The organism is Acinetobacter sp. Ac_3412, assembly GCF_013072675.1.
Classification (GTDB): domain Bacteria; phylum Pseudomonadota; class Gammaproteobacteria; order Pseudomonadales; family Moraxellaceae; genus Acinetobacter; species Acinetobacter higginsii.
In genome coordinates this window covers 78,303-99,797 of sequence record NZ_LXUJ01000001.1, presented here as the reverse complement: position 1 = coordinate 99,797, position 21,495 = coordinate 78,303, and the positions used below count along the sequence as shown (strand labels likewise).

Below are 21,495 nucleotides of genomic sequence, written 5' to 3'. Positions count from 1 at the left end.
CCATTTAAAATACAAGACATTATACTTACACTTTTAGGTGACTGACTGTTGCCAATTTTCTAAGCCGATCTAAATCAATGACTTCGATTTTCTTAAAACCAAGCTGAATGACGCCTTGCTTTTCAAACAGGTTGAGCTCTTGATTTACAGTTTGTCGAGATACCGTCAACATATTGGCCAATTGGTCTTGAGAGATTTGAATACTAAAATCCTGAATAAACGAACGATTGCCATAACCCTCTAAAATAAACAATAAGCGTTGTGCTAGGCGCTGGGTAATGCTTTGGGTTTGAATCGCAATTTGCTCTAAAAATACATAGCGTAGTTTTTGACTGGTCAGCAGGGCAAAGTAGTACCAGTAATACGGATTTTGCAGCAAGAAATCATTGAGTGGTTGTGCTGGTATTTGCAGCACCACGCTTTTCTTTAATGCAATCGCATCATGTGAGCGGGGTTGCTGGTCGATGAGGGAAATTTCACCAAACCACATGATCGGTTCCGCAATTGCAGCAATCGCTTCATTGCCATTGACGTCGATATAACCCAAGCTAATTGAGCCTTCCAATACGCCATAAACTCCATCAAATCGATCTTGCGCATTAAAAACGGCTGCATTTTTTTCGAAGATATGTTTCTTGCCATGTTCAATAATAAAATTTTGAAAAGGCTCGGCTAGGTGGCTAAACCATGAGTTTTGCTGCAAATGTTGGATATAAATCGAATCTAGCACAACGGGTTCCTTTGAGAAAAATAAATCCATTTGTCAGCTACATGACAACTTCGCTGCAATATTTCTTATAGATTAACAGCATAAACGAATGATATGAGGAATGAGAAATGACAAATTTGGAACGTCTACTTAGTCAATATGCGGCTTATCACTTAGATCGAAATAATGTTGTGACCCATTTTGTGGGAATTCCCTTAATTGTTTTTTCTATTCTATGTTTAACGGCACGTGCTGGCGTAGAAATTTCGGGCTTTTCAATCACTTTGGCCATGTTGCTTATCGTTCTAAGCAGTATTTATTATATTTCACTGGATAAGTTATTCGGTATTTTGATGCTGATTTTATTTGTCTTGGCATATCCTGTGGCTGTGAAAATTGCTGCTTTAGCAATGTGGAGTTGGCTAGGTGCGAGTATTGGTATTTTTGTAGTAGGTTGGGTATTCCAATTTGTGGGCCACTATTTTGAAAAGAAAAAACCAGCTTTTGTTGATGATCTGATCGGTTTGGCAATTGGGCCTTTATTTGTTTTGGCTGAATTTGTTTTCTTACTAGGTTTCCGTAAGCCGTTGCATCAACGGATTTTAAAAGAAGCTCAAATGAAACGCGCTGAAATGGATATGAAGCCGCAAACAGTCGCATGATGAGCTGAACGCACATATACAAAGCCAAGTTGATCAAGCTTGGCTTTTTCATTTATTAGATTGAAAGATTCTAAAAAACTCGTTCTGTTGCTAAGCTATCTCTATTCAAATGTGGCGGTCAGAATTAAAAAACACATGACAGGAATTTACGAATATTGGTCATTACCTTGCAAATTAAACATTAAATGTCCCGCATGTCAGGCCAAGGCAGATTTTGAATTTGCTAGATTGGCGAAGATTCCGTTAAAAAAAGATGTCGATTATTTTCAGCATCATGCAGATTTTGAATATGCGCGTTTTCAGGATTCTTGTGGCGGTTACTGGCATGCTGCATTTTATTATCCAAATCTTTCTAGTGGTATTGACCAGATTCAAGACTTGCCAGAAGGCTATGATTCAAAGGCTTGGAGTACACGCTATTTAGTTCAAAGTCGGGGTGGGGTGATATGTGAATCTTGTGATTATCGGCAGAAACATGAATTGAACTGGCCGAATGATGCCTATTATGTGGTGATGTATCGACAACAGGCCTTATGGGCGTTTCACCGTGAAGCCGCAATCGAGCTCTATCATTATTTAAGTGAAGCCTTACGTGACCATAAAAAATATCGTTATTCGTTCTTTTTATTACATATTCCAACAATCTTCAAGCAGAAAAAAGCACGGCAGCATGTGACTCAGCAATTGCAAAAATTATTGAGTTAATGGGCTATTAAAATTGTAGTTATCATTGTGCAAATAAAAAAAACCGCCAATAAGGTCATTACTGGCGGTTTGGAAATCAAAAAACTGATTTATACGTTAAAGCGGAAGTGTAATACATCGCCGTCTTGAACAACATAGGTTTTACCTTCTAAGCGCCATTTTCCTGCTTCTTTGGCGCCGTTTTCACCGTTATATTGGATGAAGTCATCATAAGCCACACATTCAGCACGGATAAAGCCTTTTTCAAAGTCAGTGTGAATCACACCAGCTGCTTGTGGCGCAGTCGCACCGACTTTAACCGTCCAAGCACGAACTTCTTGTACACCAGCAGTGAAGTAAGTTTGTAAGCCAAGTAAGCTATAACCTGCACGAATTACGACATTTAAGCCTGGTTCTTCCATGCCCATCGCTTCCAAGAATTCAGCGCGATCTTCATCTTCTAATAATGAAATTTCAGCTTCGATTTGGTTGCAAAGTGGTACAACAATGGCATTCTCTTCAGCAGCAAGTTTTTTTACTGCTTCAAGGTGAGGGTTGTTTTCAAAACCGTCTTCTGCCACGTTGGCAATATACATCGTTGGTTTAAGCGTCATTAAACCAAAACCACGGACTGCTTTACGTTCATCATCAGAAAGATCTGCTGCACGTGCTGGTTTACCTTCATCAAGTAAAGGCTGGATTTTTTCTAAAACTGCTTTGGTTGCAAGTGCTTCTTTATCGCCACCTTTTGCGGCTTTAGTTAAACGTAATAACGCTTTTGCAACAGTATCAAGGTCAGCAAGTGCAAGTTCAGTATTGATGGTTGCGATGTCATCTAATGGGTCAATTTTACCATTTACGTGAATCACGTTTTCATCTTCAAAACAACGAACCACGTGTGCAATTGCATCTGTTTCACGGATATTGGCAAGGAATTGGTTACCCAAGCCTTCACCTTTTGATGCGCCAGCAACCAAACCTGCGATATCAACAAATTCCATCGTGGTTGGAATAACACGTTGCGGTTTAACAATCGTTGTAAGTTTATCTAAACGTGGATCTGGAACAGGGACAATACCTGTATTCGGTTCAATGGTACAGAACGGAAAGTTTTCAGCTGCAATCGCTGCCTTTGTTAATGCATTGAACAATGTAGATTTACCTACGTTTGGCAGACCAACAATACCGCAATTAAAACCCATGAAACCACTCACAAATGTGTTATTTAAAAATTGCTGCTGATTTTACATGAAAGCCATGACAAAGTCAGGTCATGGCGAGTGCGGATTTTTATTTCGAGCTTAAACTTTGCGTTTATCGAGCTGTTTGGCAATATTATCGCCTGTGGTTTGTACCAACATGACCAAAACAATCAGGACTAAAATCACCGCCAGCATGACTTGCATATCAAAACGTTGATAGCCGTAACGATAGGCGATATCGCCCAAACCACCAGCACCAATGGCACCAGCAATGGCAGAGGAACTGATCATGGTGACAATGGTCACGGTAAAACCTGCAACAATTCCTGGCAAAGCTTCAGGAAGCAATACATGCCAAAGAATCTGCTTGCGGTTACAGCCCATCGCCTGTGCTGCTTCAATTAACCCTTGATCGACTTCACGTAGACTGACCTCTGCAATACGGGCAAAGAACGGAATAGCAGCAATGGTTAAGGGGACAATCGCAGCCAAGACGCCGTAACTGGTGCCGACGATCCATCGGGTAAATGGAATCAGAGCCACCATCAAAATCAGGAAGGGGACTGATCGAGTGATGTTAATGATCCAGCCTAAGGACTGATTGATTTTCTTGGAAGGATAAATCCCAAAATCTGCAGTACTCACCAAAATTAAGGCAATTGGCAGACCAATCAAAAAAGCGAGAATCGCAGAAACACCGACCATGATTAAAGTATCGGTGGTTCCTGTCAGTAATAGATCAATGAGTTGATTGTACATAACCGATCACCTCAAGTTGTGTTATTGCTGGATGTTTTTCAGATTGTGAGCGGTTTAGATCAAACTCGAGATTGCGAATCCCGATGATCAATGAGCCGATGGTACGCTGCTGAATGCTATCAATTTGACTGTAATACACCTGAACTGGACTATTAAAACCATCCAATAGTTCATATAAATCAGGCACCGATTTCGATTCACTGACATATTTCAATTTTAAAATCTGATGCGTGCTCTGAGGCAGAATGGTTTGGCTCAACTCAAAGGGTAAATTCACCTGTTCAAAGTTGAGTAATTCCTGCGTGATCTGTTGTTGTGGATTGGAAAATACCGACCAGACTTGCCCGGCTTCAACAATTTCACCCTGATCAATTACAATCACCTGATCGCAAATCTCTTGGATGACCTGCATTTCATGGGTGATCAAGACAATGGTTAAACCAAGATCTCGGTTGATCTGTTTTAATAAGGATAGGATATTGGCCGTACTTTCAGGGTCCAGTGCGGAAGTTGCTTCATCGCAAAGCAGAATTTCAGGCTGAGAAACCAAAGCACGTGCGATACCAACACGTTGTTTCTGCCCGCCAGAAAGTTGAGCAGGGTAATCATGTCGCTTTGCTTCTAATCCCACCAGCGTCAATACCTCGTTGACCCGTTGTTCAATCTCAGCCTTGTCATAATCTGCAATACGTAGCGGTAAAGCTACGTTTTCCCACACAGTTTTGGCAGACATTAAATTAAAATGCTGAAAAATCATGCCAATTTTCTGCCGAGTTTTGATCAACTCGGCATGGCTAAGTTGAGCAATATTTTGCTGGTGAATCAAAATACTGCCTGTATCAATCGACTCTAAGCCGTTTAAGGTACGGAGTAGGGATGATTTACCAGCGCCACTTTTTCCGATAATCCCAACAATCTGTGCTTTGGGAATATCAATACTAATGTTTTTTAAGGCATGTAAGCGTTGGCCCTGTACATCATAAAACTTATTTAAACCACGTATTTTTAGATGCGGGACTGAAAAATCGACCTGTGAACCAAAACTCACCATGATTGTTCTCCTTATTTCCAACCTGGGAACCACAAAGTCGGACCGAAATCACTATCCAATGCAGCTTTGACTTTAGGTGAGTTTTGATAAATCTCGACAAATTTCTGTAGTTTGTTGTCCTTGTCCTGATAATCATCACGCACCACAAATAAAATCGCATAACGTTTATTGGTGTTGTCATCAAACAATAAGGCACTTTCAGGATCAGCCGTCTTGGCTAAACGTAAGTAATGTGGATAGCCAAAAGCGAGATCAACATCATCAATGGCACGCGCAGTTTGCGGGCCTTCAACTTCAGTAAATTTCAGATTCTTCGGATTCGCTGTAATGTCTTTTAGTGCAGAAAGGTGATTGTTACTGTCTTTCAGTTCAATCAACTTGGCTTGTTGTAACAGTAATAGAGCACGGCCTTGATTGACAGGATCATTCGGAATCGCAACAGTTGCACCATTCGGGAGTTCATCAAAACTTTTATATTTTTTTGAATACAGTCCAACATGTGAAGCCGCACCTGCAGCAAATGACTTTAATTTAAAGCCAGTTTCTTTAATGGCATTATCCAAAAAGGGCTGATGCTGGAAAAAGTTCGCATCGATATCACCATGATTCAAAGTGATGTTTGGGGTATTCCAGTCGGAAAACTCGACCAATTTGACATTCAAACCTTGTTGTTTGGCTTCATCTGCTGCAACTTGCAGTGGATGAGCAAAAGAAGGACTGATCCCAATCACCAGTTCACTGCTATGGTTCTGTCTTTGTTTATTCCAAATCAATAAGGCAATAATCGCAACGACGACGACAAGGCCAATACCAAGCCATTTTTTTGAGGCTGTTTGAGCCATATATTTCTCCAATTCTTTTCTTAAATGTTAAGCACTAATTTCTTCAATTATTTTTAGCTCATCTGTGTTGTTATGCGTTCGACATCGGAACTGATCAGCTGGATGGCTGGTGGCCAAATGATGGCCTTGGGCAAATAGCTTATTGCGTAATGAGCCTGTGGCATATTCAGTTTTATAACGTCCACGTTGCTGTAACTCCGGGATCACCAGTCGAATAAAATCATGGTGTGATTCAGGTGCAACCGTACGGGTCAGGTTAAAACCATCAATGCCAGTTTGATCGAGTAGTTCAATCAGGTATTCCGCAACCTCAATACCACTGCCGACAATCAGGGGATAACGTCCACCCAGAATATGCTGTGCTTTTAAGTCATTCTTGCTGATGCGCTGTTCTTTAAACTTTTCATTAACGGAAGCAATGCTATTGCTCTTTTGATAAGGAATCGCTTCATCATCTGCAAACTTGGCAAGATCAATTCCGACTGAACTGGCATAATGTGCTAAACCTGCTTCAGGGCTAGCATATTGACGGTATTCAGCCAGTTTTTGCTGGGCAAGTTCATGTGTTTCAGCCACAACGACGGTAATCCCAACAAAGATTTTAATCGCATCTTCATCTCGCCCTTGTTGCTGTGCTTGTAGTCGTATCTTATTGACTTGTTGACGAATCTTTTCTGGTTGATCACCACCAATAAAAATACATTCGGCATGGCGCGTAGCAAACTGTAGTCCTTTCGGTGAAGCACCTGCTTGGAAGAGTGTTGGCGTACGTTGGACTGAAGGTGCAACCTGAAACACACCTTGGCTTTGGTAATATTGTCCTTGATGATTGATCAAGTGGACCTTGTTCGGATCAGTAAAAACGCGCTGTTGTTTATCTTTTTTTAGGGCATCATTTTCCCACGAACCTTCCCAATATTTATAGCAAAGCTGTAAGAACTCCTCGGCTTGATCGTAACGTGCATCATGATCTTTTAAACCTTTTTGCCCAATCAAACGTTCGGCACTATCCAGATAGCCAGTGACAATATTCCAGCCCAAACGACCTTGGGTCAAATGATCAAGACTGGCAAATCGCCGTGCAAATTGATAGGGCTGTTCATAGCTCAAATTAACGGTAACACCAAAGCTTAAATTCTGTGTCACCAATGCCATCGCCGAAATTAGGGTAGAAGGATCATGACTTGGTAACTGAATCGACTCTTTTAAAGTCAGCTCAATTCCATTTTGATAGACATCATAAACCCCTGTAATATCGGCAAGGAATAAGCCATCAAACAAACCTTGTTCTAAGGTCTGTGCCAGTTCAGTCCAATAGCTCAATTCATTAAAGCGATGTGATTGATCACGGGGATGTGTCCATAAACCATGATTGATATGACCGACACAGTTCATATCAAAGGCATTTAACAAGATTTTTTTAGCAGTCGTTTGACTCATTACAAAGTCCCCCGACGTGGAGGCAGAATGCCATTCAACACATAATTACCAATGAAGTAATATTTCCAGCGTGCAGCATCATGCAAGGTGTGTACACGTGCATTACGCCAATGACGATCAAGACCATCAGCACGTTGACTACCACGACTACCCGCCAATTCAATCAGTTTCGATGATGCTTTTAATGCAGTTTCCGTACTATGCGCACGTATTTTTGCCACATCAATTGAGGCTTTGGCTAAGCTCTCAGCATTGAGATCCTGTTTGGCAATATCTACAGAGCGAGCTGCCTGTTTAAGTAAAAGTTCGCTGGCTTTGACATCGGTTGCTACACGACCCAACTCAGATAGGGTTAAGGGGTCTTGAGTGGCGGAATCAATATTGGCATCAATCCAAGGGCGGGCGACACGCACACGCTCCAGTGTTTCTTCAAAAGCAGCACGAGCAATCCCGACTTCAATCGCGGCATGCATGATTTGAGCAAAGGGGCCAACCAAAGACAGTTGCTTAAAGGCAGTATCAAAAGGAATCACATCCTCTTTGGCAACAAAGACCTGATTAAATTTGACTGTACCGCTGCCTGTGGTGCGTTGCCCAAAACCAGACCAGTCATCAATCAGTTCTAATCCTTGGCTGTCTCTTTGTACAAAAGCCAAAAACTCATTACCTGTTTCATCAACCACTAGTGTTGGAATACGATGGGCGAATAGGCTACCCGTGCAATAGAATTTTTCCCCTTGGATCAGATAACCGTTTTCGCTTGGAATTAAGGTGCTTTGTTTATGTGCAGACGTGCGGGTTTTAAATTCCGCCAGCGCATTACCAAAACGCGCACCTTGTAACACTTCTTGATAGAGGCGTTTCTTTTGTGCTTCCGTACCAGTATTGCGTAATACTTCCAATGCATAAAAATGGTTTTGAGGAATCTGACCGATTGAACCATCCGCACCACTAAACAAAGCAATGACTTTGGCTACGGTTAGACTGGAAACCTCTGCACCACCATATTGCTTAGGTACCGTAATTGCCCATAAACCTGACTGACTATAGGTTTCGATTTCAGTAAACGGCAAGTTTCGATTGGCATCGCGTTCAACTGCCGCTTGTTTAAACTGTTGACTGAGCTGGATCGCAATGTCTAGGGCTTCGGCATCGCTTTGGATAATATGGGCTGCTTTAAAATTGGTTTTGGCAAAACCTTGTAATTCTTGATAAGAGGTCATGATGATGTGCTCCTTAAATCCAGGCATGGCGGGCAGGGTGAGTACCATTGAGGTAATAGTCACCGATGGCATGGAATTTCCAACGCACAGGATCGTGTAAGGTATGTACGCGAGCATTGCGCCAATGCTGATCAAGATTATGTTGGCTCAGGCTGGCACGGCTTCCACCAAGTTCGAGTAATTTTTCGGAGATATGCAGGGCTGCATCATTGGCATAGATCTTTGCTTCAGCCACTAAAATTGAAGCACGAGCAGCTTGATCAGCAGAAATTGCAGCGACTTGATCAAGTTCATCTAGATATTCAGCAGCATCGTCCAGTAATAAGATGGCAGCATCGAGCAGGATATTGAGCTTGCCAACTTCTTGTAGGGTGTAATGTTCTTCACTGGCTTTTTCTACGCCTGCATCAATAATGGGGCGTGCTTTACGAATGCTGGATAAGGTGTCATCAAAAGCGGCTTCGGCAATGCCAACATCAATCGCAACCTGTAAAAGTTGTGAATAAGCACCGCGTACATTTGGGGTGTCGGCAATAATGCGTTCATCAAAAAATAGTGTAGGATCAACGACAACATTGCGTAGTTTTACTGTTCCACTGGCTGTAGTACGTTGACCAAAGCCATTCCAGTCATTAATCACTTCAACACCAGCAGCATGTTGATCAACAATTGCCAATACGGTATAGCCATCTGGATGCAAGGCACGAATCGCTAACCAGTCTGCAAAGCTGGTTCCAGTCGAGTAAAACTTTTCTCCATTTAAAAAGTATTGACCATTTTCCAAGCTTAAAGTGGTTTGAATGGCTTTGGTATCTTTGGAGTTTTTTTCAGGTCCACCATTGGCAATGCGTTTGCCTGCCAGAATTTCAGCGTAAATGAACTGCTTTTGTACGTCTGAACCAGTGATATTAATAAAATTTAAAAGGCCGAATTGGTTTTGTGGAATTTGTCCAACATTAGCATCGGCTTTACTTAAAATACGAAACACATGGGCTAAGGTCTTATTGGAGACAAAAGCACCACCATAGTGTTGTGGTACACGGATTCCACCCAGACCTTTTTGGCTAAACTGAATAATTTGTTCGGTGGGCAAAATACGATTTTGATCACGATTATTTCGATCTTCTAATGCAAAGTCAGCAACTTGATAGGCAGCATTGATGGCCTGCTGATCATTTGAAATCAGTTGTGTTTGAACTTGAATCACTGATTGATTACTGGACATGTGAGCACCTCTAATAGATAAGAGACACTTTACAAAAGTTTTACTTTTCCACTAAACCATCAGTTATGGCTTGGATATCACAATAATTCTTAAGCATTTTTTATGAGAAAAATAACAGAAAAATAGATATGGAATATTGATTAAAAACAGGTGTTTAGTGGTATTGTATCTTTGTTGATCAATGCAAAAAGGTGCTTTCTATGAAATAAAGGAATAATCTCACCAAGAATATTTATAAAGCAATCACGCTGAAATTAAAAAGATAGAGCAAAAAGGACATTGTATTCATTAACTTTTACTTCTAAAGTAGGGAAAACCTTATGTTTGATCGAATAGAAAAATAAATTTGGAGAGTCTATGCGGGTTTTATACCAATTTCCTTTGTCTCACTATTGTGAAAAAGCTCGCTGGTTGTTAGATCATAAGGAATTGGACTATGTGGCACATAATTTGATTCCTGGTTTTCATCGTGCGTTTACTTATCTGAAATCTGGGCAATATTTATTGCCGATGTTGAAAGATGATAAACACTGGATTGCTGATTCAACACAAATCGCTTTATATCTGGATAGTACCTATCCTGAGCATACCTTGCTCAGAAGAGATGAACAGTTACGTGAGCAAGCTTTAGAAATTGACAAGCTGACTGACGAGCTTGGTGTACATGTTCGTCGCTGGTCATTGGCACATGCGCTTTCGGTTGGCGATCATCCACTTGAAATCATGATGGGCGAGCAAGGCTATTTGCGTCAGTTCGAGAAGATTTCTAAACCAATATTAAAAAGTCTGGTGTCGACCAATTATAAACTCAGTCCTGAAAAAGTGGCGCAGTCCAAACTACGGATGACTGAGTTGATTAGTGATCTGAATCAGCGTCTGATTGATAATCAAGGGCGTTATATGGTCGGTGATCGTCTGGGTTTGGCGGATATTGCGGTCTGTTCAATTCTTGCACCCTTATTGGTGATCAAAGGTACGCCGTGGGAACTCGAGAATGACGATATTGAACAGTTTGATGGCGAACTGAAGCAATATTATGACTATTTATCAGACCTACCGATTGGGCAATATGTACAGCGTATTTATGCCACTGAGCGTAATGCACGCGTTGATTGGCGTGGTTTATAAATCAGATTTTGAGTCGAAAAGCCCTGATTGATTATAATCGGGGCTTTTTTATGGGAAAGAAAACAGAAAAAAGACCGATAAAGTAAAAAATTATCGGGGAATAAAATTAATATTTAAAAGAAAATTCGTTTTAAGCAGAAAATATTAGAAATTATTGCCAAATTTACTTTAAAAAAACTGAAAAGAGGGAAATAATTATAAAAAGGCTTTGTTATCTTATGTTTCAGGGTGTGATGGGGATCGAAACGAGTTGTTCAACAATTGGGAGATCAGTTGAACAGTTGCTCAAAAGGTCTTGTTTCGGCTTTGGGACAGAGATAAACCAAAAGTTTATCGGAATCATGTTTGCGTTATCCATGCAGCATCGTCAAAAGTTAAACGAATGTTTTCCCTTGACCCTTAAAATTACTGAGTGAGCAGTTCCGATAAAAACATAAATTCAAAGAGAGAACTGTAAAATGGAATTGGATCGTTTTGATAAACAAATTCTTGAAATTTTAACCGATGAAGATGTCAATCTGAATGAACTATCAGAACGCATCAATCTTTCGGTAAGTTCAGTGCATCGTCGCATTAAAAATCTGATCGAATCCCAAGTGATGGGACAGCTTAAACGTGAAATTAATTTCAATAAACTCGGTTTTAGTTTGCATATTCTTTTGCAGGTTTCGTTGAGCAAACACGATAGTGAAACTTTTGATAAATTCCTACAAGAAATTGAAGATATTCCAGAAGTGACCAATGCCTTTCTCGTGACAGGGCAGAGTGCAGATTTTATTTTGGAATTGGTCGCACGTAATATGGATGACTATAGTGAAATTCTATTACGCCGTATTGGTAAGATTGACAGTGTCGTCGCACTACATTCAAGCTTCGTGATCAAAGAATATAATGTCTTTAACTGCTATAAACTTTTAAATAAGCTATAAAAAATGCATCTAAAAAGATGCATTTTTTACTGATCTGAATGTATTAAGTATCAAGTTGCGTTAATACATCTTCAGAGAATTCAACGTTGGTATAAACGTTTTGAACATCATCAAGATCTTCAAGCATATCAATCATTTTCATGATTTGTTTAGCTTGATCAATATCATTGATTTCAGCTTTAGTCGATGGGCTCATCACAACTTCAGCATTGTCAGATTTTAAACCTGCTGCTGTAAGTGCATCTTGAACATCACCAAAGCTTTCTGGGCTAGTAATAACCAAGATGCTATCTTCATCAATCTCGATATCATCAGCACCTGCTTCTAAAGCAACTTCCATGACTTTGTCTTCTAAAGAAACATCTTCAAAAGAAATTTCACCGCGCTTGGTGAATAGGTAAGCCACCGAACCATTGGTACCTAAGTTACCATTGGTTTTAGAGAAACAATGACGAACATCTGGAACAGTACGGTTTAAGTTATCGGTCATGGTTTCAACGATAACCGCAACACCACCAACGCCATAACCTTCATAGGTAACTTCTTTTAAATCATCATTGTCTTCACCACCAGCACCACGTTGGATTGCACGGTTGATGGTGTCACGTGTCATATTCACAGACAGTGCTTTTTCAACTACAGCACGCAAACGAGGGTTACTCGCCGCATCTGGCCCGCCCAAACGTGCAGCGGTTACGATTTCACGGATGTATTTAGTAAAAACCTTACCGCGACTTGCATCTTGTTTAGCTTTACGATGCTTAATATTGGCCCATTTAGAATGACCCGCCATGGAAGTAACTCCAAAAAATAAAACTTAAAAAAAAGTGCAGGAATATTAGCATAGCGATGGTTTTGTTGAAAACTAGCATCGCTCATATTCAAACTTTAAAATCTTGATCAAGCGTCAAAGATTGATCAAATAGATTGGATTAATTAGCTAATTTTTACGTCTATGTCGTATTCCGCATAAAGCGCTTTGATCTTTTCCAGATCTTGTTGCAAATCTGTTGGGTAAATTTTTCCTAGAATGCCACCTTGCTTGGTACGGGCATTGGCATACATCAAAATGATTGGCACATTGGCTGCTTTGGCGATATGCCAAAAACCAGTACGAATGGGTTTGCGTTCTTCACCATCCTTGGCACGTGTTGCTTCAGGCGCAATCACGAGATTAAAGCTGTCATTTTGAATAAACAGTTCAACCATTTGCGTCACGATATCTTTATTGGCTTTACGGTCGACAGGGATGCCACCTAAACGTTCTAAAATTGGTTTTAAGGGACCTTTGAATAATTCTTTTTTGATCAGGGTATGAATTTTGAGTTCTAAAATTTCAAATAAAGCGAGAGAAAGGATGGTATCCAGATTTGAGGTATGCTCAAAGCCAATAATGACTTGTTTTTTTTCTAAAATGCTTGGGTCTACGTTATATTCCCAACCTGTTGCTTTAAAAATAGATTTTCCTAAAAATTTTTTCATGTTTATCATCATAGGCTTTGAGTCGCAGCAGTGTAATACGAGTTTTCAGTAAAATACATATCCTAAAACACCAGATGAAAAAAATTGGATGTCTTATTAATGATCAAAATAGTGCAATATGATCTTTACTCAAGCTGGGAAGATCAGATAGAATCAGCGCAGTTTATGATTTTTAACATTATTTTCGTAATTTGATAAAATCATCTGCTTGTAATTTAAGTTAAATTTGACTAAGATCAGGCAGCATTAATCATACATAAAATATGATTTAAGTTTAGGGCCTATAGCTCAGTTGGTTAGAGCAGCGGACTCATAATCCGTTGGTCCCGTGTTCAAGTCACGGTGGGCCCACCATATATATCAAGCACTTACATGCATTAATTGTAAGTGCTTTTTTATTGGCTAAATTTATGTAAGTGCTATGTAATCAGTAAAATTAATAAGTAAGAGTGAAAACAAGATCTATCTAGGTTTGGAAGATGCTGAATATTATTTATAGTTTTGCTAAGTCAATTCAATGTACATCGAAATTAGAGAACAAGACTTTTTAAATAATTTGATGATCTAAATATGCTTTTTAGCCTAAGTAAGTTAGCTATGATTAGAGGATGATAAGGAAATAACTATTTATATTCCTGATATATTTAGTATGAATTATTTTTACAAGAAAAAGGTGAGTAATAAAGAGTGAAATGAAATCTATTCTATAAGCTTAAAATAGAAGGTATAGTAAAAAGTTGAACATATTTTTATTAGATATATTTAATTTTTTATATCAAATATTTAAGGTGGTTGCATTTTTGAATGGATTTTTAAACCTAGCTTTGAGTATAAAAATAGATCAATAATTAAAATAAATTATGGGAGTATTGGGGATTTTCAACTTTGTCATATTTCATTATTTTTGCTATATTATATTTTTTGATTATATAGATTAATAAAGTGAGAAATATCTTAGCTTTCACCATCATGTTAGGTTTGTTAGGGTGTGAAAGTTTTGAAGATTATAAGAGCAAAGACTCTAATATCATTACAGAATTTGATTCTTATATAATTGAGAATGATAATCGAAAAAATGTGAGAGATTTGAGTGAAAGCTCTGCTTATATTCGGAAGTCCGAAATTAATTTAAATAAGGAAAAACTGATTGAAAAGTGCAAGAAACTCGTACTTTCGAATGTAACAAAGAAAAAAACGGTTAGTTTTAATGATAATTTACGTGGTAATTACTATATAAATCAAAAAAGTGGAGATGTGTATATTTACCTAGAGTTCTGTGCCGAAAATGAGTTGGGCAATGCACAAGAGTTCAAAGGGAAGTGTATATTTTCTATAGATAGACAGACTCAAGTAAATATTTTTGAATAGTTGATACTAATTTATTCGCTCTAAATGAAAAGAGCTAAAACTCTACAAAATTAGGGAAATTGATGTAGCAATACTTTGAATAGGCAATACTACATATTACTTTTTTCACTTTCTTCTTATTTTTATCTAACTTTAGTGAAAAACTGATACAACTCAAATTGAAGTAAAAGTGCCGTTAAACTCAAAAATATTGATAAATCGACTGTAAATTGAGCTCTTGTTGCTATTAATCAATATTAAACTTGCATAATTAAGTTAAAGCGCCTATAAAGCTAACTCGTCGGTGCGGGATGGAGCAGTCTGGTAGCTCGTCGGGCTCATAACCCGAAGGTCGTTGGTTCAAATCCAGCTCCCGCTACCAACCGACTTAATTAATTTTGCTCTGTGATGTATTTATAGTTGCTATTCTGGAAAGAACAAATAGCAATTAAATTAGCTTACATAATCCTAAATAAAGCTAAAAATTATTAGATTCTAGAAATGCAGTTATCTTCTTCTCATCTGTCTAGCGTTATAGTAAATCGAATCAATCACATGAGCTCAGAAATGAGTGATTTTGTGTTAAAAATTATTAATGAATGGCGTATGGCCAAAGCCAGTAATGGCAATGAAATTTGTGTGCAAATTATCCCACTTAAACGTCAACAGAATACGTTGTTAGGTTTTAAATGGGTTGAAGTTGGAAAGAGAGTACTTCTAGAGTCTGGTCAAGAGATTGATTTTAATTTAGATGGAAAAAGTTTCTACACTGATGTTAACCAGCTTTATCGTTTGACATAGATAATTCACACAATGGTAGTATCTTTTTTAGTAAAGATAGATTGGATCAAAATTTAAGGTTTTGATCCATAAATAAACAAAGTTTAAAAGGTTTAAAAGTATGTCTGATAAAGCTACTGGTACAGTTAAGTGGTTCAACGAAACTAAAGGTTTTGGTTTTATTCAAGCTGATTCTGGCGAAGATTTATTTGCTCATTTCAGCGAAATTCAAAGCAATGGCTTCAAGGTTTTGAATGAAGGCCAACGTGTTTCTTATGTTCCTGGACAAGGTAAAAAAGGACCACAAGCAACACTTATCACTGTAATCTAATTCGTTAGAGCAGTGAAAAAGCCCATCGATAGATGGGCTTTTTTATGTTTATTTATTGCACTAGCTTAATTAAATACTATTATAAATTCTAATCTGTTCCTCGATTCTTATGACGAAGTCAAGTTGCTATCAAACTTAATATAAGATCAAGAATGGCTCATTCAATTGAATATCTACAAAAATTTTTATAGTGGTTCTTTTCTTTGAGTAGAATTCATTTCATGTCGGATTGCACTAATATTCTCGTAAATCACTTTACGCAATCTATTTATAGCGCCTAAGGGTCTATGCTCAGGCAGTGAATGCCACGGGGTAAATGAAAGATTCTCACAAAATTCATTCTGAGTAGGCGTATCAAAATTTTGTTGTGGTATATGGATCGTTGCAACTTGATAAAATGGAGCTTGAGCTTCTTTCCATTCAGTCATCGAATCTTCTACCAGCATTTTATTTGATGTTCTCGGTTGGATCAGAAATTCCATACATGCATCACCTTTTTGTAAGCTATTTCGAAGCGCTTCTCTTAAGAAGTCATGATTGGGGTGATCTGGCACTAGTGTTGTATTTTGAGAACAAGGCCTTGCTGAATATTTAACTGCCTGACGGTCAGCGCCTAATCCTAATTGATAGGGCACCATTGACCAGTATCGGGCTTGTATTGGATTGGAAATGATTGAATTTCTCGCTTTAAGCGCATTCATAGTGCCCTGCAAACCTAGGACAAAAGGAATCTGCAATTTTTTGAGCGTACTTCCACTATTTATATTCCGTATAAAGGATAAATAGCGATCAGGTTGATTTACAAAAAATACAGGATGATTAATCATAATAAAATCTTGAGTCATTGCTTGATTATCATTCTCCATAATCTTTTTTCCAGTAACACCTAGAATTTTGATCGCCATGCCGCGCGCATCTTTTTTATTGTCGGCTTGGGTGGCATCTCCTGAAGCATTGGAGAAACGAATCCATGCTGAATATGTTTTATCAGCAATAAAAATGCCTTTCGCTAGGTTTGATGGTAACGATTTTGAGACATGGAATTCTGCTCGAAGACAGCCATGTGCTTTAGGATGTGCATCACGTAGCACATGGCCTGCTGTGTATTGTGTACGAATACTTTGTCCAATTTGCTCAGAAATTTGTGCAGCCACAATACTCTCGTTCGGTTGTAACTTTTCACCTAATTCCGTATCAATGGTTGGATAGGGAATTTTATGTGTATTAGCCACAATGTTTGATTTTTGATGCTGATAAGCGCAACCACTTATACTGATCAGTAGAGGAGTGATTGTGAAAAATAAACCGAAGCGTACCAAAGCTTTCAGATCTAACATATATTTGCTCCATAACATAAATCAGTTTAGCAACTTAAAGATCGTGAGTAGAAGAAATACGCTGATCTAATCGATTTTTATACTTGTGTTCGTCGTTTGGTCTAGTTTAGCCAGTGGTCATTTGATGTGCTTTCCAAAATGGACTATTCAACCATCTTTGTTCTTGCTTATATAATGAATATCTTCGATTTTCATAGATTTTAATAATTTTATGAGTTTCAGCTAAATAGTGTTGATGAGCATCCTTATTTTGATCATATTGTACAATCGTTTCTGCTGCTTTCATTGCTGTATAAATTGCATTAAACAAACCTTGCCCTGCGATAGGATCAAATGCCAATAAGGCATCACCGCAAGCAATCCAGCCTTCCCCCAAACCCTGTTTTAACCAAACACTACGTACATCATGACAACAGATATTTTTTCCAAATTCTAATTCACCAAAAAGCTCAGGTATGATCGTATTGGTTTTAATAATTTCATCCCAGTGTATAGGATAGTTGTGAAGTGCTGCTGCGGTTTTGGGGATCGTGTGATAACCAAGAACCCATTTTTGTTCTGAAATTTTCCCTGCATATAACCATCCATTTTTATGTGATGAAATGATGGTTTTACTGAGTGAAATACTTTTCTCTGGTTTAAATGTTCGATACAGCGCAACCAATGGTACACCACGATGGCGCTGAATACCGAGTAGACGGATGATTTTGGCGCTGCGGCCTGTTGCATCAACAATCCATTTTGTTGCAATGGATTTGCCACATTCCAATTGAATGTTCCAAATATTACGATCTTTTTTTAAATCCAAAATGTTTGCACTAAATTTTACTATTCCCTCAACATGAGCATGCTGCGCTAAAAGCATATCGAATTTCTGCCGATCAATCCGAAGTCCAACCCCATAGGGATCATGTAAGGCATCAGAAATGATGGGGGACTCGCTTCCCCAAAAAGACATATTTCCACCGACACGAGGTGAATAGTAGCCATTGGCATGCTGCTCTGTTTGTAAAGGCTCAATGATTGATTGAAGGCCGAGTTTGGTTAATAGACGAATTGCCGATCCGGGGAGTGTTTCACCAAATTTATGTACCTTATGGCTTGGGTTATCAATGGTACACACAGATAACCCAGCCAAAGCAAGTTGTCTTGCCGCTATAAGTCCAGCAGGCCCATGACCTGCGATACAGACATCTACCTTTAAGTTGTTCATTTAGCGTTTTTGTACACGGACAGAGCGGAATGCCAATAACTGTTCATGACTTGCCCAGCCTGCTTTTTCTAAGTCAGTAAGTGGTTCAACCTTACTTTCTAACAAGTTGGTTGCATGTTCGGCAGCCGTTTTTAATTGACCAGCAATCAGTGTTTCAACATAGATATATTCAGGAATATCTGGATCGTCCTTTACACCTGCACGGACTTCAACAATACCAAGTTCATTAAATTGAGCAATCATACGCTTCATCACTTCGGCAGTATCTGCATTTTGGATTGCGCGTAGCCAACTGTGACGTTGATTAAAGGCAGCAATACGTTCTTCTCTCGATAGATCGGGATTTATAACTTTTTGATAGTCTTGTTCTGTGAGAACGTGGTTTGGAACACGGGCTGCCCAAAATGTTGGAAGATAGGGATCGAAATCTGGATCGTATCCAGAGCGGCAGAATGCAGTATCCCCTTGCCATGGGACTGCCATCCAGCGGGTAATACTGCCAGCGACTTGAGCATATAAGGGACCATCAACTTGCTGAACTTTGATGGGTGTCATTGTTGAGCCATAGTCTGGTTCGGGATTTGTAGCTGCACGTAATCTGATTCTGAATGGTGAACTATACATACTGGCATGACGCATCGGCCATGTCATTTCACAACCGGGATGAAAGGTATCTGCCAGACAATAATGCAAGGCCGCCTGGTCTAATGTATGAGGTTGATCTTGTAATGGAACTTGATCTAAAGATGAAGGCGATTTAATTTCTTCATTAGACCAGTCATCAATAAAATTTCCGTCCACCCAGTTTCGGAGTAGGCCTTCTTGTAAACCCGTCATAGTCAGCATATTGCCGGGCCCATTTTCTGAAAAGCTTCCAAACGCATCACCATAAATCCAAGGCCAGATATGTGGCCATTGTATTGGCTCAGCTACGCTAGGTTTGGATGGTCTGAAACTATGCAAGATGGCACGACGTAATTCACTATATGGATCAGGTAAATTTTTATTCTTTGATTGGAATGAAAGTTTAGCCAGCAGTGCAGGGTTATTAAAATCCATTGGGCAGCCTTTGCCAAAGTAGGCTGCAAAACCTTTATTTACCCACTGTAAACCGCCTAGACGTTTCAGGAGTGGCCAAATGTCCTTAGTAAAGGATGGCTTTTCAGGCATCACCATCCAACCTGCATTGACGTAGACATCGCACATAAGGTCGTACATGGTTCGCCAGCTCACAACATCTGGTGCGTAGTTGGGTGGAGCAACAACAACCCACGCAGATTCAACGGGTATCTCGATTCCATTTATGGAAACTGTTGCAGTGACTGGGCCATCGGATGTGTCATCATACCAATCATCAGCATTATTAAAGCTAGGTGGATGGTCTGGATCATAAACAGGTGCATGGGTTGGAGATGCTGATTTACCATGCCCACCTAAAAATAATAAATGTCCATTTTCATCTGTTTGAATTTCACCTAAAGGCACAGTCACAGCCTGTTCCGCTGCTGCTTGGAAAGTTCCAGTATCAAAACGATGTTCAGCACCACCCGAAACATTACGACCAAAAATACTACGTGGGCCTGGATCAATGGCTAATTTATGTCGATTGGCTGGTTTGACTTTGGGATTACGTAGCGTGAACGCATTATCAGGAGCATTGACGGCTTCTGGTATGTCCAGTGCATACTGAAATTGATACCATTCAGCTTTACGGTTGGCAACATGGACAGTCCAGACAATATCGGCATTGTCAGGATTCAGCTCACGGACTACGTCGCCAGCAGCATTGTAGCCATAGATACGGAATCGAGCTGCTTGCCTTTTGATTGCACCAGTCTTATCTCGATAGCTATTGGGCTGCTGGGTTAGGTCTGTTGGAGCATCAACAAGCTCAGGTCCAATAAAAAACTCATTTTCACTGTCACCTACGCGAGCGACCCCAATTGCAGGATGGATTGCTGCACGAACGATCTTGGTATCAATACACGCTGCTGGGGAAATAACAGGACGAGGAGTATCAGGTTCACCTAGAGGTACACCATTTACATTACGGCGTAACTCTGCCGAAGCTGCGTAAACAACACGTCTAGCATCTGCGATAGAACCGACTGGGGCATGTTCAGCAGTGACACGCCAAATATTTATTGCTAAGTTTTCACCATATTCGGCTTGCCCGCGAGCTGAAATATCTTGAATGGGTATGACGATGTCGGCAACGTGAATAGGTGGGCTTAAATCTTCTGGCCAGACGACAGTTGCTTCGTCTAATGGCATACGTTCAGGATCTGTTCTGAGTTGGATCATGAAGCGGAATCGTGCTTCAGAGACTTTTAATCTCGAGATTAAGTCGTTGGCTAAATAAGAAGGGTCATTAGGCGAATGATTCGGTGGGTCAAGATAAAAAACAGGTTCTAGTTTATATTTTACATATTCATTTGGACCAAATTGAAAGGGTAAACCACTCCAGTAAGGGGAAGCTAAAACACTGGCTACGGGTTTTGCCATTGCATCCAGTAATTCTGAGGTTTTTGGATGAGCTTTTAGATAAGGATCATAATCACCATCGACCACACCAGCTTTGGTAAATTCACACATATCTTTTGCAGTGTCGACAAAAAAAGCATCAAAATTCTGCATCAAGAAATCAAAGGTATTCGCATCAGGATTACCGAGTATTTTTTTTCCCTCAACATCAAATAGTTTGATCCCGATACCAAGGGTAGATTTGAAGTCTGTATTTGTTGGTGTGGTGTCGGATGAGAAGCGAACCCAGGTCGGGTAACTTTTGCCTAAATTTGAAAATAATCCGACACGGAGCTTCTCGGGTAAATCATCACGGATTTTGAATTCAGCAGCGGCTATTCCGTGTGGTTTAAGAAATACTGGTCGCATAGCAGGGCATTGACCTTTGCGAATTCTCCCAGCTTGTACCATGTCCACAAACATGGCTTTCAAAGATTCAATCGGGTCTTTTGTACAATCAACACATGGCGTATTGCTGGGCGAATCTAATTTTAAGTGATCCATTTTTTGTCCTTATTATTTTAAAGTGTTTTTATTTTCATCGTTTATGAAATTATAGAAAATATTGTGGGTGGTCAATATGTATGCAATGGAATAAATAAAATAATTCCATATTCTGTTTTAATTA

General features: G+C 39.4%; 20 protein-coding genes and 2 tRNA genes. 9 read left to right on the top strand and 13 right to left on the bottom strand.

All coding sequences use genetic code 11. The features are described from left to right. Positions 1–25 precede the first annotated feature (25 nt). Complete coding sequence (locus A7P54_RS00505) at positions 26–730, bottom strand: cyclic nucleotide-binding domain-containing protein (protein ID WP_171548317.1); 705 nt, start codon at positions 728–730, stop codon at positions 26–28. A gap of 107 nt (positions 731–837) precedes the next feature. Here A7P54_RS00505 and A7P54_RS00500 point away from each other — a divergent pair, with 107 nt between their 5' ends. Together A7P54_RS00500 and A7P54_RS00495 are read left to right on the top strand one after the other, a co-directional pair. Next, positions 838–1,371 (top strand): Mpo1-like protein, encoded by a 534-nt coding sequence (locus A7P54_RS00500; protein WP_171548316.1) that lies wholly within the window; start codon positions 838–840, stop codon positions 1,369–1,371. Between the two features lie 135 nt (positions 1,372–1,506). Then, entirely contained in the window at positions 1,507–2,076 is a 570-nt protein-coding gene (locus A7P54_RS00495) for a hypothetical protein (protein ID WP_171548315.1), read from the top strand. Between the two features lie 89 nt (positions 2,077–2,165). On the opposite strand, the gene ychF is transcribed toward A7P54_RS00495, so the two are convergent. The 7 genes from ychF to A7P54_RS00460 form a co-directional block, all read right to left on the bottom strand. Then, positions 2,166–3,257 (bottom strand): redox-regulated ATPase YchF, encoded by a 1,092-nt coding sequence (ychF, locus tag A7P54_RS00490; protein WP_005189415.1) that lies wholly within the window; start codon positions 3,255–3,257, stop codon positions 2,166–2,168. A gap of 99 nt (positions 3,258–3,356) precedes the next feature. Further along, positions 3,357–4,016 (bottom strand): methionine ABC transporter permease, encoded by a 660-nt coding sequence (locus A7P54_RS00485; protein ID WP_004962596.1) that lies wholly within the window; start codon positions 4,014–4,016, stop codon positions 3,357–3,359. Further along, positions 3,997–5,067 carry an ATP-binding cassette domain-containing protein gene (locus A7P54_RS00480; RefSeq protein ID WP_171548314.1) on the bottom strand — a complete coding sequence of 357 codons (1,071 nt, stop codon included), beginning with the start codon at positions 5,065–5,067 and terminating at the stop codon, positions 3,997–3,999. Before A7P54_RS00480 ends, A7P54_RS00485 begins: the two co-directional genes overlap by 20 nt. An 11-nt stretch (positions 5,068–5,078) precedes the next feature. Next, complete coding sequence (locus A7P54_RS00475; RefSeq protein WP_019384221.1) at positions 5,079–5,909, bottom strand: MetQ/NlpA family ABC transporter substrate-binding protein; 831 nt, start codon at positions 5,907–5,909, stop codon at positions 5,079–5,081. A gap of 27 nt (positions 5,910–5,936) precedes the next feature. Then, positions 5,937–7,349, bottom strand: coding sequence for an LLM class flavin-dependent oxidoreductase (locus A7P54_RS00470; protein WP_171548313.1), 1,413 nt, complete (start codon positions 7,347–7,349; stop codon positions 5,937–5,939). Then, positions 7,349–8,572: an SfnB family sulfur acquisition oxidoreductase gene (locus A7P54_RS00465; RefSeq protein ID WP_171548458.1), complete on the bottom strand. Its 1,224-nt coding sequence runs from the start codon at positions 8,570–8,572 to the stop codon at positions 7,349–7,351. The genes A7P54_RS00470 and A7P54_RS00465 overlap by 1 nt, the downstream gene beginning before the upstream one ends. Positions 8,573–8,585: 13 nt before the next feature. Beyond that, positions 8,586–9,797, bottom strand: a complete 1,212-nt coding sequence (locus tag A7P54_RS00460; protein WP_171548312.1) for an SfnB family sulfur acquisition oxidoreductase — start codon at positions 9,795–9,797, stop codon at positions 8,586–8,588. Between the two features lie 357 nt (positions 9,798–10,154). Here A7P54_RS00460 and A7P54_RS00455 point away from each other — a divergent pair, with 357 nt between their 5' ends. Together A7P54_RS00455 and A7P54_RS00450 are read left to right on the top strand one after the other, a co-directional pair. Continuing rightward, a complete protein-coding gene (locus A7P54_RS00455; protein ID WP_171548311.1) occupies positions 10,155–10,925 on the top strand; it encodes a glutathione S-transferase family protein in 771 nt (256 codons plus the stop codon). Positions 10,926–11,383: 458 nt separating this feature from the next. Next, a complete protein-coding gene (locus A7P54_RS00450) occupies positions 11,384–11,854 on the top strand; it encodes an Lrp/AsnC family transcriptional regulator (RefSeq protein WP_004653077.1) in 471 nt (156 codons plus the stop codon). Positions 11,855–11,897: 43 nt separating this feature from the next. Here A7P54_RS00450 and A7P54_RS00445 read toward each other — a convergent pair whose 3' ends face one another. Continuing rightward, positions 11,898–12,647: a YebC/PmpR family DNA-binding transcriptional regulator gene (locus A7P54_RS00445; protein ID WP_171548310.1), complete on the bottom strand. Its 750-nt coding sequence runs from the start codon at positions 12,645–12,647 to the stop codon at positions 11,898–11,900. Positions 12,648–12,790: 143 nt separating this feature from the next. Beyond that, positions 12,791–13,348, bottom strand: coding sequence for a 1-acyl-sn-glycerol-3-phosphate acyltransferase (locus tag A7P54_RS00440; RefSeq protein WP_171548309.1), 558 nt, complete (start codon positions 13,346–13,348; stop codon positions 12,791–12,793). 265 nt (positions 13,349–13,613) lie between these two features. Here A7P54_RS00440 and A7P54_RS00435 point away from each other — a divergent pair. The 5 genes from A7P54_RS00435 to A7P54_RS00415 all read left to right on the top strand — a co-directional run bounded on the left by A7P54_RS00435 (position 13,614) and on the right by A7P54_RS00415 (position 15,794). Further along, a tRNA-Ile gene (locus A7P54_RS00435) sits at positions 13,614–13,690 on the top strand. A 615-nt stretch (positions 13,691–14,305) separates the two neighbouring features. Further along, on the top strand, positions 14,306–14,704 hold the full coding sequence (locus A7P54_RS00430; protein WP_171548457.1) for a hypothetical protein: 399 nt from the start codon (positions 14,306–14,308) through the stop codon (positions 14,702–14,704). Between the two features lie 284 nt (positions 14,705–14,988). Then, positions 14,989–15,065: transfer RNA gene (locus A7P54_RS00425), tRNA-Met, on the top strand. Between the two features lie 185 nt (positions 15,066–15,250). After that, complete coding sequence (locus A7P54_RS00420; RefSeq protein ID WP_004807806.1) at positions 15,251–15,484, top strand: hypothetical protein; 234 nt, start codon at positions 15,251–15,253, stop codon at positions 15,482–15,484. Positions 15,485–15,584: 100 nt separating this feature from the next. Continuing rightward, positions 15,585–15,794 (top strand): cold-shock protein, encoded by a 210-nt coding sequence (locus A7P54_RS00415; RefSeq protein ID WP_004807805.1) that lies wholly within the window; start codon positions 15,585–15,587, stop codon positions 15,792–15,794. 185 nt (positions 15,795–15,979) lie between these two features. Here the strand turns inward: A7P54_RS00415 and A7P54_RS00410 are convergent, their stop codons facing one another. From A7P54_RS00410 to A7P54_RS00400, 3 genes are all read right to left on the bottom strand, one after another. Beyond that, positions 15,980–17,131, bottom strand: coding sequence for a catalase family protein (locus A7P54_RS00410; RefSeq protein ID WP_171548308.1), 1,152 nt, complete (start codon positions 17,129–17,131; stop codon positions 15,980–15,982). A 106-nt stretch (positions 17,132–17,237) separates the two neighbouring features. Further along, positions 17,238–18,344 (bottom strand): FAD-dependent monooxygenase, encoded by a 1,107-nt coding sequence (locus tag A7P54_RS00405; RefSeq protein WP_171548307.1) that lies wholly within the window; start codon positions 18,342–18,344, stop codon positions 17,238–17,240. After that, a complete protein-coding gene (locus tag A7P54_RS00400) occupies positions 18,345–21,371 on the bottom strand; it encodes a LodA/GoxA family CTQ-dependent oxidase (protein WP_171548306.1) in 3,027 nt (1,008 codons plus the stop codon). Positions 21,372–21,495 lie beyond the last annotated feature (124 nt).

What these genes read in the sequence shown, in the direction of transcription:
- A7P54_RS00500 (WP_171548316.1), top strand. Translation starts at nt 838, where the DNA reads ATGACAAATTTGGAACGTCTACTTAGTCAATATGCGGCTTATCACTTA.
- A7P54_RS00495 (WP_171548315.1), top strand. Translation starts at nt 1,507, where the DNA reads ATGACAGGAATTTACGAATATTGGTCATTACCTTGCAAATTAAACATT.
- ychF (WP_005189415.1), bottom strand. Translation starts at nt 3,257, where the DNA reads ATGGGTTTTAATTGCGGTATTGTTGGTCTGCCAAACGTAGGTAAATCT.
- A7P54_RS00485 (WP_004962596.1), bottom strand. Translation starts at nt 4,016, where the DNA reads ATGTACAATCAACTCATTGATCTATTACTGACAGGAACCACCGATACT.
- A7P54_RS00480 (WP_171548314.1), bottom strand. Translation starts at nt 5,067, where the DNA reads ATGGTGAGTTTTGGTTCACAGGTCGATTTTTCAGTCCCGCATCTAAAA.
- A7P54_RS00475 (WP_019384221.1), bottom strand. Translation starts at nt 5,909, where the DNA reads ATGGCTCAAACAGCCTCAAAAAAATGGCTTGGTATTGGCCTTGTCGTC.
- A7P54_RS00470 (WP_171548313.1), bottom strand. Translation starts at nt 7,349, where the DNA reads ATGAGTCAAACGACTGCTAAAAAAATCTTGTTAAATGCCTTTGATATG.
- A7P54_RS00465 (WP_171548458.1), bottom strand. Translation starts at nt 8,572, where the DNA reads ATGACCTCTTATCAAGAATTACAAGGTTTTGCCAAAACCAATTTTAAA.
- A7P54_RS00460 (WP_171548312.1), bottom strand. Translation starts at nt 9,797, where the DNA reads ATGTCCAGTAATCAATCAGTGATTCAAGTTCAAACACAACTGATTTCA.
- A7P54_RS00455 (WP_171548311.1), top strand. Translation starts at nt 10,155, where the DNA reads ATGCGGGTTTTATACCAATTTCCTTTGTCTCACTATTGTGAAAAAGCT.
- A7P54_RS00450 (WP_004653077.1), top strand. Translation starts at nt 11,384, where the DNA reads ATGGAATTGGATCGTTTTGATAAACAAATTCTTGAAATTTTAACCGAT.
- A7P54_RS00445 (WP_171548310.1), bottom strand. Translation starts at nt 12,647, where the DNA reads ATGGCGGGTCATTCTAAATGGGCCAATATTAAGCATCGTAAAGCTAAA.
- A7P54_RS00440 (WP_171548309.1), bottom strand. Translation starts at nt 13,348, where the DNA reads ATGATGATAAACATGAAAAAATTTTTAGGAAAATCTATTTTTAAAGCA.
- A7P54_RS00430 (WP_171548457.1), top strand. Translation starts at nt 14,306, where the DNA reads ATGTTAGGTTTGTTAGGGTGTGAAAGTTTTGAAGATTATAAGAGCAAA.
- A7P54_RS00420 (WP_004807806.1), top strand. Translation starts at nt 15,251, where the DNA reads ATGAGTGATTTTGTGTTAAAAATTATTAATGAATGGCGTATGGCCAAA.
- A7P54_RS00415 (WP_004807805.1), top strand. Translation starts at nt 15,585, where the DNA reads ATGTCTGATAAAGCTACTGGTACAGTTAAGTGGTTCAACGAAACTAAA.
- A7P54_RS00410 (WP_171548308.1), bottom strand. Translation starts at nt 17,131, where the DNA reads ATGTTAGATCTGAAAGCTTTGGTACGCTTCGGTTTATTTTTCACAATC.
- A7P54_RS00405 (WP_171548307.1), bottom strand. Translation starts at nt 18,344, where the DNA reads ATGAACAACTTAAAGGTAGATGTCTGTATCGCAGGTCATGGGCCTGCT.
- A7P54_RS00400 (WP_171548306.1), bottom strand. Translation starts at nt 21,371, where the DNA reads ATGGATCACTTAAAATTAGATTCGCCCAGCAATACGCCATGTGTTGAT.